A 14,398-nucleotide genomic window follows, 5' to 3' on the forward strand; every position below is an offset into this window, starting at 1 on the left:
CCATCGAGGAATTGCCTACCTTTCATACTAAATTTGAAAGATAGGCGATGAATGAAAAACAGTCAATTTTGGATGGGTGTCAGTTTAAATTGGTTCCGTGAGTTTAAATTGGTTCCTTAGCTATAATTGGTGAAGCACGAACCAAACTTTATTAGCCCATGCGTTAATACATTTGTTATATTTTGATTTTAAATACAAAATACCTGAATAATAAAGCTTGAATCAACGCTATAAAAGCCAACAGCCAAGGACCTTTAGTGAAATAACTAATACAAAGAAAGGAACTAGGTATAAATGCATAATAAAAGTAGCTTGTGCTTTTAAACTTGCAAACAAGGTAATGAATAGGAAAGCCTATCAATAACCAACCGATGAGTGAAATTAGCAAAAACACACCGAAGTAAAGCAAAAATGAAACTAACAAACCAAAGAAATCGGATAGCTCAAAGTCACTTGGCTCATAGGAATCAGTTAAAAAAGCGATAGGAATTAATAAGCTCGAGGTGACCAAGCTTTTAAATAGCGCACTATCCCAGTTACCCAAATTCAAATATTTCTCCTGAAAGCCTGACGAGCACGTAGAATTACTCGTTTTTAATTTATTTTATTGATGCCTCAACTTTAGCTGAGCTCCTATTTTGATTCAATTGTTTAGTGACTTTCTAGTTTGATCTTCATTATTTTTGAGCGACTTTTTTGAAGCCGTTTCTATTGCTTTATTTTGACGAAAAAGGCCCTTGTAGATTCAAGTGATCATCGCAACACCCTTTTCAATCATGTGTGATGATGTTTTAAATTTCAATGTTTTCCGAAATCTTTCATTTAATTATGTTGCAACAGCATTAAGCTTTTCTTGTGAATGAGTGAACAAATCTGTTTTTCTTGAAAAGTAAAAATAAAAGTAACAAAGGGCAAGCACATAACTATACGCTCACCATTACAACACAATTATGTAAGAAATTTGTGCCTGTCCTTTTTGAACTTGTTTGCTTATTTACTTTCACAACAAGATGGTAATGGTTGCTCATAATCGCATACGCCGCTATTTCTATTGCGAATACACTACTGAGTAACTTCATTCTCTCAACCAACCATTCCCTTCTGTAGTCAAAGTTCTTTCCTGAATGCTTATCTTCCCCACATAAAAAAGCACGGCGTACACACCGTGCTATTAAATTGGTAATAAGGCGTTACAGACAAATCAATTAAAGCATTCCTTGCTCTTGTCATTTTAATCACTCAAACAAACTGGATGTATAAACAGTAGTTAAACCACCCAATTATGCAAGAAATTTGTGACTATCCTTTTTTACTTCTGCTTTTTTACTTCATTGTTAGGTTTTCAGTACAACGAGTTTTTATAACCAGATGTATATCCATGTTCTGTATCTAAATCATTCGGCCATTTTTTAGTAAGAATACTATTTAAACTATCTGATATTGAAGCCCACTTTTCGGTATCTTTATACACTTGAACTCTTATCATTAAAGGCATTGGAATATGTTCAGGTGAACCACCAACTGTCCAAATCCTTTTGTCTGCATTTATCCACAAGCCATCTTTTGAACATAAGGAGACATTAAACATATTTAACGAATCGTTTCGCCTAATATCCTCAAAGAAACGGAGATCATTTTCGTTTGCAAAGTTTTTTAATGTAAGTCTTAACTCTTCCCAATCATATTTTTTGAGAAATCTCCGCCGTAGCATTCTTCAATATAGCCTTCAGGTGTTTTACGCCCTTCACCACAACTACATAGCAAAATTAGAAATAAAATTAGTATGCTGACTCTCATGAAAACCTAGACATAATGACTCCCACACGGTGCTAGCCTCCGCATTTTCGTGGGTTAGCTTAAAGCCAGAGCCATAATTAGTTTGTCAAATAACTAAATAGCAGAGGCTAGCATGACTAAACATAACATACTTTTCATTGGCTTAGATACTCATAAAGAGTTTAATGAAGTGGCTTATATTGAAGAGCAACGCGGCGCTCAACCTATCCATCACGGCCGAATTCCTTCTTCTAAAGTCACTATTAAAAAGCTTATCAGGCAATTTGAATCTAAATACCCTAATGCAACTCTGCACTTCGTTTATGAGGCTGGCCCTTGTGGTTACTGGATTTACCGTTTAATTACTTCTCTTGGGCATTGCTGTTACGTGGTTGCATCCTCTTTAATACCTAAAAAGCCGGGTGAACGTGTTAAAACTGACAAACGTGATGCACTAAAACTCGCAAAGCTTCTTAAATCTGAAGACTTAATCCCTATTTATGTCCCCGAGCCTGAAGATGAAGCTATTCGTGATTTGTCTCGTGCTCGAGAAGTCGCCATAAAGGATTTAAAAGATGCCAAATACCAACTAAAAGCGCTGTTACTTCATAATAATATTAACTATGCAGGCACAGCAAACTGGTCTCTCAAATACTTACGTTGGCTCACCGAACTGGTATTGCCACACCCTGCACAACAAATCGTTTTACAAGAGTTTATTCAAACTATAAACGAGCGAACTGCACGATTGGACCGACTCGACAACGAACTGTCTCATCATGTTTATCAATGGCGTTATTACCCCGTTGTGAAAGCCATTCAAGCCATGCACGGCGTTCGCTTGCTTGTCGCCGCTAGCGTTGTGGCTGAGCTTGGCGATTTAACCCGCTTGACCATCCGCGTAAACTCATGAGTTACCTTGGCCTTGTACCAAGTGAACACTCAAGCGGTGGTAAAAGGCATATTGGCGCAATTACTAAATGTGGGAATGGTCGTGCAAGACGGTTATTAGTCGAAGGCGCTCATAGTTATCGCCATGCTGCCAACATATCGACTGAACTACAAAAACGACAAGAAGGCTTGCCAAAGCGAATTGTTGATATCGCATGGAAAGCACAATTAAGACTCTGCAAACGTTATAAAAAGCTTATAAATAAAGGCAAGCATTACAACCTTGTTGTCACTGCTATTGCCAGAGAAATGATTGCGTATATCTGGGCAATTGCAAAAGAAGTGGTATTGATACCCGTTAATCCAAGATTACGTTTAGCACGAGTACCAGCTTAAAATGAACGAATTAGAGTTAATGCATTGGGTTAAGCATCGGGTGTGGCACAACCACCGACGGCGTTGCCTACATGGATGTAGGTAAGGGGCGTAAGCAGGAGCGGAAGCTTTAGGATGGCAATGCTGCAAACACAGCATTGAACCACGAACATAGACTGAAGACAGGTGCCACGTCGAACTAAGTAAGGTCTGCTCTGCTCACGAAAGTGAGTAACCAACGAATATCAGCATGAAAACCGACGAAATTACTTGTTTCATCCTATGTATTAACTCGCTCTAATTCGAGTTGAGAGATTATGGCTTAAAGTTAAGCAGGGATCAGTGTGTTTAACTTGACAGTGGGAGTCATACCAACGCCCCAATAAGGGGCTGATAATAGCTTGCTAAAATGTGAAGCGAAGCTGAACCTAACCAACTGTTTTTGTTCCGTTTGAAGTGCTTGTTATAAGTATTTTATTGACCGTAAGGATGCTCTTTTGATAGTACTACTAATTCATCTCTGACAGAAGCTAATTGGTTGGAATAGATAACTAAACTCTTTAAGCCAACCAATAAACGTGATTGCACCTGCGAATATCTATTTTCAAGTGTCGGTGTCCACGTTTGTTTTAGAAAATCATCTACGTTTTGAATGATTGCATGTAACGGTAACCAAGTGAGGTGACTGTTTTTTCCAGCATACCCTTTTAATAATGAAATAGGGTTACTGCCACCGCTAGAGGCTGAAACACCAATAGCAAATGCTGGTTTGTGACCTAAAGGCAAACCATTAGCGGAGCCGTTAGCAGACAAAAGTAATAAATTGACAAGTGCTGGTGGGATCATTCCTCCCCATTCAGGAACAATAAACACTACGGCATCACAGGAATACAATTGCCCTACCACTTCATCTTTGTTATTAGCTAATGAAATTAAATCATCTCTCCCAGTACCATAATGATCTAATAAAAAAGGATATCTAGATAAATCTAATATCGATGACTTAACGCCTTCCATGTCATTTAATATATTAGTTTGTAAAAATTTTGAGACATCTAAACTTTTAGAATTACCTCTTTGGCTACTACTTATGAGCAGAATATTCAAATACATCTCCAATACTTATAACGCCCATTTAAGGGACTGATAATAGTTTGCTAAAATGCATAGCGAAGCGAAACCGAGCAAACTGTTAGCAGTCCCGCTTTAAATTCTTGTATGGATAATAAACCCATTAAATTATTCTTTTAAACCGAGTTCGGGTAATGTGAGACCCAGGCTTTAGCTGCAACTAAAGCTCTCTTTTGTGGTAGTTCGATTGAGCGATGGCTCCTCTGTTGAGAGACCGATAACAAGAATGAACGCCACAAAAGACTCCAAGCATCACACTCGAATAGTCTACTGGGTCTCGAACCCGCATTATGCAAGCAAGAGTTAGCTTATTATGAAAACAAATACAGAGCAAAACATTAATGTCGGTGTCGATACCGGTAAATTCAAACTGGATATTTATATTCGCCCCTTAGGCCTCTATTTCACTGTTGATAATGACGAAAAAGGTATCAAAGAAGCCGTTAAAAAAATTAAGTTATATATTCCTAAACGGATTGTAATCGAAGCAACAGGTCGCCTTGAAATGCCCTTTATTATCGCATGTGCAAAGGCCAACTTACCCTTCGTCATTGCCAATCCAATACACATAAAACGCTTTGCTGGCGCCATTGGTCAACGCGCTAAAACTGATAAACTGGATGCACAATTAATCGCACATTATGGTGAAGCAATTAAACCCTCACTCTCCACCCTAAAGCCTGACATAATGCAGGCTATGAGCGATTTGGTTGCCAGACGAAATCAGCTATTAGTCATGCAAACGATGGAGAAAAATCGCCTGCAAATCTTACCAAAAGAACTGATTTCAACCATTAAACCTATTTTAACGGCCTTCAAAAATCAAATTGAGAAAATTGAAAATAAAATTATAAAACTCATTGAATCATGTCCTGAGTATTCAGCCAAAAACACGATCCTGCAAAGTATGAAAGGCATTGGCAAAATTGCTGCTGCATCCATCATCAGTAACTTACCTGAACTTGGCTATATGTCGAACAAAGAAGCTGGTTCTTTATTAGGTGTTGCACCAATGAATCGCGAAAGTGGACGGTATAAAGGGCTCCGTAAAATCCAAGGTGGTCGACATCAAGTGCGCACCGTTTTATACATGGCGATGATGTCAGCTATCCAATCTAACCCGGTTTTTAAATCAACCTATCAGCGATTAGTTGCTGCTGGGAAACCAAAAAAAGTAGCGCTTATTGCGTGTGTCAGGAAGATGATTGTGATCCTAAATTCGATGCTCAGAGACGGGGTTATGTGGGAAGCGCCAAAAACTTAAAATTAGCTATTGACGTCATAGTCTCTTGTTATATGCACCTTACTCCGATACAAAGTTAACAATACCTTTTGCGAAAGTCACACTACCAGAAAATAATATAAATTCCATACCCTTAGCCAATTTACCAATATGAGGTTCATGAGTAAGGAAACTAAGCTCACAATCTATGGTTTCACCCTGCTTGATTTCACGATCTTCTTCGAATGCCACAAGGCAACAATAATTTGAGGCCCCATAATTAATATTTGAACGAAAACCTGAAACATATTTTGCGTTCCAATTCTCATCATTAACTTCTAGAAAATTTATTCTGGCTAGAATATCCATACTCTCAACTTGCAGTGCATATAACGCCGCATTAAGCGGACTAAAATTGTGGGTTATACTGTGGAGCGAAGCGGAACGTAACCCACTGTTTTAGTTCCGTTTAAATGCCTTGTTAAATTTTCCGGCTTGCTCGCCTAGCCTCTTCTGCTAAACCAGACTCCTCTGAAGCGTTATTAAATACCAATTTAGATTCAAGGTATGATTCATTAACTTCAACACCATTTTCTTTAAGACAAAATAATAAAGTGCCTATTGCACCGCTTCCCATTAAATATAAAAAAGACAGTGTATTATATTTTTCTCTATCAAAATCACTTTTATCTTTTGGCCTAGCGCTAGGGTTATATAACCCGTAATGAAATAGTGCTCCATATAGAGTGCCGTGCAGAGCTTCAGACGCATCGCCATAGATCATTAGTACGTGCATTAGTAAATTTTTACCAGATTTTTTGTCCAAAAAATCTGCTCTCTTATCAATACTAAGCTTTGTCCATCTTGGTATTTCTCGACCTTTCGCACTCGTGAACCTATCTACAGCGTCTTTATAATCTTGGGGTAATTCATAAGCATCGTTTGAAAACTCTAGGCTTACTTTTTTTTGCCCCTCTATTTCAATTTTTCTAGAAAGGCTTCTAGCAGCTTTGTTCTTTGTATAATCCACAAATGAATTGTATTCATCGTCTGGCGCATAAAGTAAATAACTTAAATTGATTACTCTTTCTAATAACGCTCTTGAAATAATGTAACATTGATTAACGCGTGAATTAGTCGCTAATAAATCTAAAGAAATTGAATCCTCGATTATTGCGGAAAATAATGGATAAAGTTTTATAGCTCTTTTCGAATTGCTTTCTCTTACGAGCCTTTCACATTTTGCAAGTATATTAATATGATTCTGAAAACATTCTCTCCATAAAAGCATGCCTTCCTCTGTTTCCATATCTTTAAATTTGGACATCACACACCTCAGGAAATTTAACAGCTTTTTAGAAGGACACTGGCCTTATTTTCTAACGCTGAAATCAGGCAAATGTCCCGTTTAATTTCGTCAAAATAATATAAAATGAAAACAAATACAAACGCTTATTTTACGGGCTCACATTAGTCAGGAATAGACCCCCAATAAAACAGGCGTTATTAACATCTTGCTAAACTGTATTACTCAACCACTGTTTATTTGAGCGCCTATATAACCATGGCAAACTCACCCTTTCTCAATGCCCTATTGAATACCACGGTAAACTTACCGCATCTGGATTTAGCTATGAAATCGTTTTTTATAACTCGGGGAAAACGCATATTATCTCTGTTATTTCTATACAGTCGTGCCTCGCTCCCAATACATTCTATCTTTAGGCGTCACGCTCTTTGCATATCTTTGTCTTTGCACCCATTCTCTCTCACATAACACCTTTTAAACACCATACACTTTGCGCGCGCTGGCGATTTGCTGTTGCTCAGTAAGATCTGGCTGTAAGTAATAACTTGGGGCTACAATTGGTTTAACAGTGGTAATCTCAATATAAATGATGCCTTTGACTGGATATTGCTCTCCTGTGATTGGGTATATGTGTGTAAATAATTCCTCAAAATCAGGAGTGCTTTTGCGATGGTAAGTGGCAGTTCCAGTTAATTTAAAGCCCTTTTGTTTTAATACATGTACAAAGCTAACACACACATTGGCGTTACCTTGTATATTTTTAACACTGTTTGGAGAGGCAATATCCGCAATCAATATTGCGGCATTACCATGAGCTAAAAAAACTTCTTTGGGGGAGTTATTTGGCACGCCATCTATATCAACCGTTGCTAACCAGCACAACACACTTTCATTGATAGACGCTTTTACTGCTTCTGTTAGCACGACTCTACTCCTTGGTTAAAAAATCGTTATACCTATTCGTTTGTTATATGCAACCTCAACATCTACGTTAGATCAATATACCCTATCTACGCAGACATGCTAATCGTGTCCCTAAGCACTCAGAAACCACTCATTAAGTACTCATTAAACACAAGAGAATGTTTTAGCACCACCGCTACTAAAATGAGAACCTCAGCAGCGGCTTATTTACTTTCGACTAACCCTGCCATTAATTACTTTTTATTCAGCACCTCTCCTGCTTGGGTCGTCGATAAATGCCCATTGCTAAGGGGTTCACCCGCTTGTAAGTCCTGTTCTTTGTCATCGGTATTTACATATTCTCTTTCGGGCCGTTTTGGCGCGCTTTTGCTATGCGTTTTCTCTTTGCTTTGCCCGTGGGCTGCCTGAGGGCTAATAATGGGCCCTTGCGAACTTTCAGTATTTAAAATGAGGGGCAACCCATCTTTCCCACTGCCAATCACAACCACTTTAGCATTATTTGATTTAGCCAGTTCTACCGTAGCTTCTATGCCCCGCCATCTGAGGTAAGTTTCAGAAATTCCACCACTGACCATTTCTTGGAAATCTTTAATCCCTTTGGCTTCTTTCTTTTTGCGCATGGCTTCTTTATCTGCCACTTCTAGGCGCATTTCATACTCTTCATTTAAATACAGCTGGTTCACTTTAGAAATAATCGCGTTATGTACTTTCTCTGGTATATCAACACGTCTGATCAATACATCGTCTAAATTAATTAACGCATGGCCCCTCATTAAACTTTCAGAGTCTTCCTCTTGCTCTAAAATGGTTTGCTCTTGCAGCTTTAACTCTTTTAATACTTCATTCAGTAGTGCATTTTGCACTTCAGTACGTTGATGCCCATACACTTCTTCTGCGGTATAGCCTGAGACAATCATACGCACCGCAGAGTTCACCTCAGGTAACACTGTTTCGTTTAAATAATCAGGGCCAACCAATTTATGCAAATAGGGAATATGCTCAACCACTGGCCGATATCGCACGGTAATATCTAGGGTGATCCGCAAGCCTTGTGCTGTGATAGCAAATACCGTCTCATGGGCCGTTTGAAAGCGACTAGAGTAAATGGTCAGCGTATCCCATGGCATCACCAACACCGTTCCTTCATCAAACGGTTTGTGCATATATGTACCACCACCTAACCGCTTCCACAACACGCCCACTTCACCCGAGTCTATTTTAATAAACATCACGGGGATCAACACCACCGCTAAAAACATAAAAATGAGGAGTGTGATCCCTGCCCGAAAACGCCACGATAATATTTGCTTACGCACATTGGGTTTATATCGCTTAAGAATACGCATGCCAATATTGGTAACCAATAACGCAACACATAAACCCGCCAGTACGACCAATGTGGTATCAGGTGTAAATACAATATTCATGATAATACCCCGTCAGATTCAACTTCCTGGTGTGCCATTATTTGTCCTTCTACCATTTTTAAATGCACATCGGCCAGATGGAAATATGCATCATCATGGGTGATCGCTATCACAGTATTCCCTCTTGCTTTAAGTCTTGGTAGTACTTGCTCATAGAATTTACGTCTGAATATCGGGTCTTGATCCGCCGCCCATTCATCAAAAATATACACGGGTCTATTTTCTAATATGGTACTTAACAGCGCGAGACGCTTTCTTTGTCCCGACGATAAATCAATGGTACTGAACTCTCCATCTACCACGGCGACCTTGGTATTCATTTCTAAAAATGTCAACCATTCGTCTATTTCTTGCTGTGAGGTATTATGAATCCCATACAGCTGTTTAAATAAGTGAAAATCGGCAAATACAGCGGTAAATAAGCTGCGATATGCCGTTAATGATCGTTCGTTTAATGGCTGCCCATCCAGTATAAGTTGCCCTGCTTGCAGTTCATATAAACCGGTCAGCATTCTAATAAAGGTAGTTTTTCCGCTGCCATTACCTCCGGTAATAAACGTAACTTGTCCGCGTTTTAATTCAAAATCTACTGGGCCAACAAAGAAAGGCCTGTCGCCCGGTGTACGATTATGTTGGTAATACGCCCCCGCAAGGCGTATCTCGTTAAAGGAAGAGATTTGTGCTTGCTCGTCATTTTCACGGCTATACTGCGCTTGCTCCCGTTTAAGTTCCTTTTCTAATGCTAATACATTTTGCCCAGCTTCTGTTGCCGCGGTAAAAATGGGAATACCTCCCACAATACTCGTAATAGGTCCAATTAAAAATAGCGATGCCGTAGTTACTTTTATCACCACATCGGTATATACATTCGAAAATACCGGCACCACAAACACCATTGCCCCAGTGGCTGCAAAAAAGGTAATTTGCGACAATACAAAATCTGTTGCGAATAGCGTTTGCGTGGTGGTTTTTGAGCGTTTTGCCCGCGCTGAGTCCATGGCAAATTCATGCTCTAACTCTTGCGCTCTTGGCACACTCAACTTAACTTCTTTAAACCCCTCAAGTAAATCGGACAAACGCTGGATCAGCTTATTTTCACTTTCAAATGACAGTTGCATATTCTTTTGAATTTCATCCGCGCGCAAGCGGTGAATACTGCCGCCTAATAATATCAGTGCGGTGAGTACCACAAATGCAGTGACAGAATGATAAGCAATATATAAAGAGGTGAAAAATACCAAACTAATTGATTGCCCAATAATTACAAACAACTGCGCTGATTGAGAAATGGTTTGTAACTCTTTGCTTAAGGTATTAAAAATCTTTTCTTTACCAATCTTTTCCAAGGTTGATAATTCGGTATGACGCACGCATTCAAATAGTTCTACTCGCAAACCATCAATGGCTTTCTCAACCATTCTAGCCGCTTTGGTCATTAATCGTTGTTGGGTAAATCCGTATATCGCAATCGTTAAAGAGAACAATACTAAATAATACAAAATATTGTTTTCTTTATGAATATCAGAAATATTCTCTGCCACATTGTTTATTAATGCTAATACCAATGCATTGGCTAACCCTGAAATACAACCAAGTATTGCAAAGGTCCTTCTTTTAACTTTAATGTTTCGACTAATTAAATCGTATAATACCATTTTTATTGTCTTTTAATTGTTATTAATGGCTCGCAAATAACGCGCTATTGGCAATAGAGTAAAGCCAAAGTACCACATACTCCGCATTCCATTTTATATTTTCCGCAAGAAACTAGCAGCATCACCTTTGGCCATATCTAAGTATATAGTTTGCTAGAACTTATATTCCATATATCACGTGCTTATACTTCTTCGTTTTGCTCTGTGCCTTTTTTCTGTGCTAACAGTAACATCAATAAACTCACAAATGGGGTTAATAATAACGAAATTAGAAAAAATCCAACCGGTCCTGCAAAGGTATTCCTTCCCCAATATCCAGACAAAACACATAGTACTAAATACAATGTAACTATCATTTCAAATTCCTGCCATGTTGATAAATAAACCAACAGAAACCTGCTGGTTTATTTAGGATTTAGCTCATTCTACTTAAACTGCAGCTTTGCTAGGTTGAGCATCTACATCATCTTTGTTTTTTCGATACTTTGCTGCAATCTCAGAGATATCACCTTTAATACTGTTAAGATTAAGGTCAATCAATGTACCGCCTGTTTCAAAGTGTCGAATAAACGTCGTGCCCACTGCGTGTGACGATGCAGCCGATACAACAGGCATAAATGCCAGTGAACTTAAAGTACCAATAACCGGTATTGCTTTAAGGAAACTGCTTAGCCCTGCACCACCTAATGACTGTGGAAACGAACCACCAATCACTGCACTAATCGTACCGCGAAGTTTATTGTCACTATAAGATTGACCATAAACTTCGGCAATTTCGCCGATCATTTTGATTTGAATGCCTGTTAACGCAACCAAATCGACCGCAGGGATCGGGATTAGCCCGCTACCAAACGACCATTTACTATATTTATCAACGATTAACTGCGCTACGGCAGCTCGGTTTTCTACCTCAACGAGATTCGCATCTTGTTCTGGCGCCGCTGTACTCGCCTTTTCTTCCTTCGCTGTTTTTGCCGCTGTCATATTATTTCCTCTATGAATTAGATTAAAACAGTTGTTGAACCCACCAAGTTACCGATTTGAGAACACTCTAATCAGTAACCTGCCCTTTTCACTTTTCTCTTTATTGATAAACAAAAAAGTAAACTTGTATGAATTTCCAAAATCCAGATTGGACATCAACCATTCCTTGTACAGGCTTGGTTCCAACGTATTTCAGTCACCCAATTTCTATTTAATATGTATAAACCATTCTCTGCTGGCTATGCGTCATTTAATACGGTTTGGCACGCTTCAGTACGGTGTTTATCACTGTAGAAAATAATATTTCTGATCTCGCCCGCAATACAATCTGATTCAGTCCCTGTTTTCACATAGTTACTAAATACCATCACCGACTGATCTCGTTCAATTAAACGATTAAAGCTGGTCACCCATGAATAGGGGTAACTACCTGAGTACTGTATAAATTTCTCATATTTTCTGAGGTTTGCTTCAGTCGGATCTGCAGGGCAATCAGCAACTTTCCCATACTGGTTCGGGTCGATGTAAGTGACAAACCAACCATAACCGTAGTACTCACACTCTTTGGTGCTCCCCGTATTTGAATACGGAGCAAACGCCGCCAACTTTTGCGCTTCATTTAATATATTATCGGTGTAAAGCGCCTGATCCCATTTGTGCATGTCTTCCACTGTCGAGTACATATCTCCTGCAGAGTACAGTACCAATGGGTTACTATACGGATTCACTAAAATATTTTCATAAGGTGCGGGGCCACCCGTCAAAGGGGGACGACCATTTGCAAGAGGTAGATATTGATTTTGATTTGAGATATAGCCCGTCGTCATATTTTGGTAAATACCAATAGCACTGAACGCACCACTTTCAGTCATATTAACTGGATCTAAAATTTGCTCTTTGACAATATTTCTAAACCAAAACTGTCGGCTAATATCACCTTGGCTACCAGCTGCAAGTTGCTCGATAATATTACCCACTAAATAATAGTTACAGTTGCTGTATTCGTATTTTGAGCCAGGTGTAAATGACGGTTTGTTGTCTTGCTCAGTACACGTACAGAAACGGTTACTAAAGTCTTCCGGGCCATTTAGATTAAGAGTTTGATCATATAAATAAGGACGCCAACCATAATTGTCATAAACTTGCTCGTTATTGCTATAGTTATCAATCCCAGAAGACATGATCAGTAAGTCATGCAAAGATACATCTGCACACTGATTTTTCGGGAACCATGGCAAATAATCACCGACTTTTTCTTCTCGTAAATCTTTGCCTTCTAACATTCTTAATAGCACAGTCGATGCAAATGCTTTGGTATTCGAGCCAATACGATATTTCGACTCCTTGGTGTTAGCTACGTCATATTGAATATTCTGAGGCCCACAATTGGCTTCATATACGGTACTCTCTTCTGATGTAATATAAATAGTGCCGAAAAACACCATTTTATCGCAGTAATCTCTTACCGTTGTTTCAATCATTTCTAATTGGCTGGCAGTAATTTCGGTATTTTTTGCCACGCTCTTTTTTTGCAAACAAGATGCTAAGATTAAGCTTAAAAAGCACAAAATTAATATCTTCGTTTTTGAATACATAAGCCATTTCATTGTTCATATCCTCAAAAATTGCTAAGTGTCTTTGCCAGCAAAATTGCCACTAACAAAGCCCTACACTGTTTTTTCCGCACTCTTTCTATTTATGCATATGTCAAAAAACAGTGACTCGTCTTGGTGTCATTTTCTCTGGTTAAGCCATACCAACTAGTACTTTTCGTGTACCTTGATACGCCTCTCGTCCATGGGTGTACAACATATTATCCAACAATAAAATATCGTTTCGCTGCCACTGATATGAGAACGTCAATTGACGGTACACATCATTGATTTGTGCAATATCTTTTGGGTCAATGTCACTGCCATCGCCATAAAAGGCATTCCGTGGTAAGCGGTCTATGCCAATGCTATTACGCATTGCAGCTGACTCAGGGCCATCTATACTTGAATGGTGAAATAAATGCGCTTGGTTAAACCACACCTTTTCACCTGTTACAGGATGCACAGCCGCTGCAGGTCTGTGCTGACGCGTTTGCAAATGATCATCGCTTTTCCATTCAAATTCGATGTGGTTTTTTCGACAATACTCTTGCACTTCTACTTTGCTATTAGTTTGAAACACTTCCTGCCATGGCAAATCAATGTCGCCATAATTACGTACGTACATCACACCGAGTTGCTCAAACTTTTCTCTAATGTGAGACGGGATGTGTTTATAGACTTCGCGGCTGTCGGCTAACGGGGTGTTACCACCACTGCGCGCAGGTATGACACAAAAGAACCCCATTCGCATAGGCCAGCTATTTGAATACGCATTTTCATTGTGCTGCAGAATAACCTGATCGGCATGATATTCCGTCGTCGTATAAATATTGTTTCTCAACGCCGTACGTGGCGAAGAACGATAGATATACTGGCTCAAAGGTTCACCAAAGATAGTCTCTAATATGGTGCTAAATTGATTGGTACTGACGATGTTTAAGCCTCGTAACAAAGCAAAGCCGTCATTGTTTACCCATTGATTAATTTCACTCACATGTGATTTTACCCACGCCAAACCACTGAGCTTTTCTGCAGATAGATCATGGATCCGTCGATCTGTATTAACGGAGTCTAAATCCATGTCTATTGAGAGTAACTGATCCATTTAA

11 protein-coding genes and 2 pseudogenes are annotated in these 14,398 nt (G+C 39.1%); 2 read left to right on the forward strand and 11 right to left on the reverse strand.

The genetic code is table 11. The features are described 5' to 3' along the window. Window positions 1–986: 986 nt before the first annotated feature. Window positions 987–1,230: pseudogene (locus J8L98_RS24880) on the reverse strand (hypothetical protein); the annotation flags it as partial. A gap of 679 nt (window positions 1,231–1,909) precedes the next feature. Here J8L98_RS24880 and J8L98_RS14280 point away from each other — a divergent pair. After that, window positions 1,910–3,063 (forward strand): annotated as a pseudogene (locus J8L98_RS14280) (IS110 family transposase). A gap of 453 nt (window positions 3,064–3,516) precedes the next feature. Here the strand turns inward: J8L98_RS14280 and J8L98_RS14285 are convergent. Beyond that, on the reverse strand, window positions 3,517–4,149 hold the full coding sequence (locus J8L98_RS14285; protein ID WP_210996947.1) for an NAD(P)H-dependent oxidoreductase: 633 nt from the start codon (window positions 4,147–4,149) through the stop codon (window positions 3,517–3,519). 337 nt (window positions 4,150–4,486) lie between these two features. Here J8L98_RS14285 and J8L98_RS14290 point away from each other — a divergent pair, with 337 nt between their 5' ends. Continuing rightward, complete coding sequence (locus tag J8L98_RS14290) at window positions 4,487–5,437, forward strand: IS110 family transposase (protein ID WP_210996948.1); 951 nt, start codon at window positions 4,487–4,489, stop codon at window positions 5,435–5,437. 39 nt (window positions 5,438–5,476) lie between these two features. Here the strand turns inward: J8L98_RS14290 and J8L98_RS14295 are convergent, their stop codons facing one another. The 9 genes from J8L98_RS14295 to J8L98_RS14335 all read right to left on the reverse strand — a co-directional run bounded on the left by J8L98_RS14295 (window position 5,477) and on the right by J8L98_RS14335 (window position 14,394). Further along, window positions 5,477–5,764: a hypothetical protein gene (locus J8L98_RS14295; RefSeq protein ID WP_210996949.1), complete on the reverse strand. Its 288-nt coding sequence runs from the start codon at window positions 5,762–5,764 to the stop codon at window positions 5,477–5,479. A gap of 112 nt (window positions 5,765–5,876) precedes the next feature. Continuing rightward, entirely contained in the window at window positions 5,877–6,722 is an 846-nt protein-coding gene (locus J8L98_RS14300) for a DUF5677 domain-containing protein (protein WP_210996950.1), read from the reverse strand. A gap of 456 nt (window positions 6,723–7,178) precedes the next feature. Continuing rightward, window positions 7,179–7,628 (reverse strand): pyridoxamine 5'-phosphate oxidase family protein, encoded by a 450-nt coding sequence (locus J8L98_RS14305; protein ID WP_210996951.1) that lies wholly within the window; start codon window positions 7,626–7,628, stop codon window positions 7,179–7,181. Between the two features lie 233 nt (window positions 7,629–7,861). After that, the gene (locus tag J8L98_RS14310) at window positions 7,862–9,055 is read right to left on the reverse strand and encodes a prohibitin family protein (protein WP_210996952.1); all 1,194 of its coding nucleotides are present in this window, start codon (window positions 9,053–9,055) and stop codon (window positions 7,862–7,864) included. Beyond that, window positions 9,052–10,710: a cyclic peptide export ABC transporter gene (locus tag J8L98_RS14315; RefSeq protein ID WP_210996953.1), complete on the reverse strand. Its 1,659-nt coding sequence runs from the start codon at window positions 10,708–10,710 to the stop codon at window positions 9,052–9,054. Before J8L98_RS14315 ends, J8L98_RS14310 begins: the two co-directional genes overlap by 4 nt. Window positions 10,711–10,892: 182 nt before the next feature. Continuing rightward, entirely contained in the window at window positions 10,893–11,066 is a 174-nt protein-coding gene (locus J8L98_RS14320; protein WP_192507129.1) for a hypothetical protein, read from the reverse strand. A 73-nt stretch (window positions 11,067–11,139) separates the two neighbouring features. Further along, window positions 11,140–11,694 (reverse strand): DUF697 domain-containing protein, encoded by a 555-nt coding sequence (locus J8L98_RS14325; RefSeq protein WP_192507128.1) that lies wholly within the window; start codon window positions 11,692–11,694, stop codon window positions 11,140–11,142. A gap of 239 nt (window positions 11,695–11,933) precedes the next feature. Continuing rightward, on the reverse strand, window positions 11,934–13,301 hold the full coding sequence (locus J8L98_RS14330; RefSeq protein WP_192507127.1) for a serine hydrolase domain-containing protein: 1,368 nt from the start codon (window positions 13,299–13,301) through the stop codon (window positions 11,934–11,936). A gap of 139 nt (window positions 13,302–13,440) precedes the next feature. Beyond that, the gene (locus J8L98_RS14335) at window positions 13,441–14,394 is read right to left on the reverse strand and encodes a TauD/TfdA family dioxygenase (protein WP_210996954.1); all 954 of its coding nucleotides are present in this window, start codon (window positions 14,392–14,394) and stop codon (window positions 13,441–13,443) included. Window positions 14,395–14,398: the final 4 nt, after the last annotated feature.

Origin of the sequence: Pseudoalteromonas sp. MMG013 (genome assembly GCF_018100885.1) — a bacterium.
Classification (GTDB): Bacteria; Pseudomonadota; Gammaproteobacteria; order Enterobacterales; family Alteromonadaceae; genus Pseudoalteromonas; species Pseudoalteromonas aurantia.